The following is a 2,162-nucleotide window of genomic DNA, read 5'->3' as shown; positions in this document are numbered from 1 at the left end:
GCCCGCCCCCGCCCTGCGCGCCCTGGCCGCCGGGCTGCTGGACGAACTGGCCGCGCTCCCCTCGCCGTTGACCGACCGCGAGCCCACCTCGCTGGCGGCGATCAAGGCCGCCTGCCCCGACTGGCCGGAGGCGGCGGGCGCCGGGCGCGCGGCCACCCACGACAGGCTGCACGCCGCGTGGCTGGGCCGGGCGGCGGGCTGCGTGCTGGGCAAGCCGGTCGAGAAGGTCACCCTGGAGGGGATCCGCGCCCTGGCGCGGGCCGCCGGGAACTGGCCGCTGACGACCTGGTTCACCGAGGCGGGCGTCCCTCCCGGGCTGCTCGCCGCCCACCCGTGGAACCGCCGCTCCGCGGCCACCTCGCTCGCCGAGACCCTGGACGGCGCGCCCGAGGACGACGACCTCAACTACCCGCTCCTGGCCCTGCTGCTGCTCCGCCGCCACGGCCAGGGCTTCACCACCGACGACGTCGCGCGGCTGTGGCTGGAGGAGCTGCCCGCGGGCCGCACGTTCACCGCGGAGCGCGTCGCCTACCGGAACCTGCTGGCCGGGATCGAGCCGCCGGAGACGGCGCGGCGCCACAACCCGTTCCGCGAGTGGATCGGCGCCCAGATCCGCGCCGACGTCTTCGGCTGGACCAACCCGGGAAACCCCGGCGCCGCCGCCGAGCGCGCCCACGCGGACGCGGTGCTGACCCACACCGCCAACGGCGTCTACGGCGCGATGTTCGCCGCCGCCGCGACCGCCGCCGCCGCGGGCGGGGACGCGGACGTGCACGCCTGCCTGCGCGCCGGGCTCGCCGTCGTGCCCCCCGCCTCCCGCTATGCCGAGGCCGTCCGCCTCGGCACCGACGCCGCCCGCGAGGCACCCGCCGCGGGGGACTTCGACGCCGTGGTGGACCGGCTGCACGAGCGCTACCGCGACCACCACTGGGTCCATGTGCTGCCCAACGCCGCCCTGCTGGCCGCCGCGCTCACCCACGCGGACGGCGACTTCTCCGCGTCGATCTGCCGCGCGGTCTCCGGCGGCTGGGACACCGACTCCAACGGCGCGACGGCCGGTGCGCTCGCCGGCGCGCTGGCCGGCTCGCCCGGGGCCATACCCGCCCGGTGGAGCCACCCGCTCGGGAACCGGCTCGCCAGCACCGTCGCGGGCTTCGACGGCATCGGGTTCGACGCCCTCGCCACCCTCACCCTGGAGGCATCCGTATGACCAGCAGTGCCCCGGCCATCGCGGTCCTCGGGTCCACCAACATGGACCTGGTCGCGTACACCCGGGCCGCCCCGCGCCGCGGCGAGACCGTCTCGGGGCGCGAGTTCCGCACGGTCCCCGGCGGCAAGGGGACCAACCAGGCCATCGCCGCCGCCCGCGCCGGGGGCGAGGTGACCATGATCGGGGCGGTCGGGGACGACGAGTTCGGCCCCCGGCTGCGCGCCGCGCTCGACGCCGCGGGGGTGGACACGGCCGGGCTGCGCACCGTTCCCGGGCCGAGCGGCATCGCCCACATCGTGGTGGACGACGGCGGCGGCAACTCCATCGTCGTCGTGCCCGGCGCCAACGGCGCCGTGACCACCCTGGAGCCCGGCGACGAGGCGCGGATCTCCGGCGCGGGCGCCCTCCTGATGCAGCTCGAACTCCCCATGGAGGGCGTGCTCGCGGGCGCGCGCGCCGCCCGCGCGCACGGGGTGCGCACCATCCTCACCCCCGCCCCCGCCCAGCCGCTGCCGGACGAACTCCTCGCCCTCACCGACCTCCTGGTGCCCAACGAGCACGAGGCCGCCACCCTGACCGGCCACCAGGTGCCGCGCCGCGCCGCGGTGGCGTTCCTCGACCTGGTGCCCGAGGTCGTCATCACCCTCGGCGAGGCCGGCAGCCTCTACGCCGCGCGCGGCGGTGACCCGATCGCCGTCCCCGCGCTGCCGGTACGGGCGGTGGACACCACGGCCGCGGGCGACACGTTCGTCGGCGCGCTCGCGGTGGCCGCGGGCGAGGGCCGCCCGATGCCCGAGGCGATGGCCTGGGCCGCCGCGGCGGCGGCGCACGCGGTGCAGCGCCCGGGAGCCTCGTCGTCCATGCCGACCCGCCAGGAGATCGACGCCGTGCACGAGTCGCACCTCGAGGAAGTCCGATGAACGAGCAGACCCCCTCCTCCTCCGCCGTGCCC

The 2,162-nt window shown here is 77.6% G+C and carries 2 protein-coding genes; both read left to right on the top strand.

From position 1 onward, the window contains the following. The coding region (locus ADY01_RS35075) for an ADP-ribosylglycohydrolase family protein (RefSeq protein ID WP_049580885.1) at positions 1-1,210 on the top strand (1,210 nt) is incomplete at its 5' end. Continuing rightward, a complete protein-coding gene (locus tag ADY01_RS35070) occupies positions 1,207-2,130 on the top strand; it encodes a ribokinase (protein ID WP_049580884.1) in 924 nt (307 codons plus the stop codon). The genes ADY01_RS35075 and ADY01_RS35070, both read left to right, overlap by 4 nt. Positions 2,131-2,162 lie beyond the last annotated feature (32 nt).

It is taken from the genome of Streptomyces sp. SBT349 (assembly GCF_001083795.1).
Taxonomy (GTDB): domain Bacteria; phylum Actinomycetota; class Actinomycetes; order Streptomycetales; family Streptomycetaceae; genus Streptomyces.
Note: the sequence above shows the minus strand (reverse complement) of the source record. Positions and strands in the feature narration are given on the sequence as shown.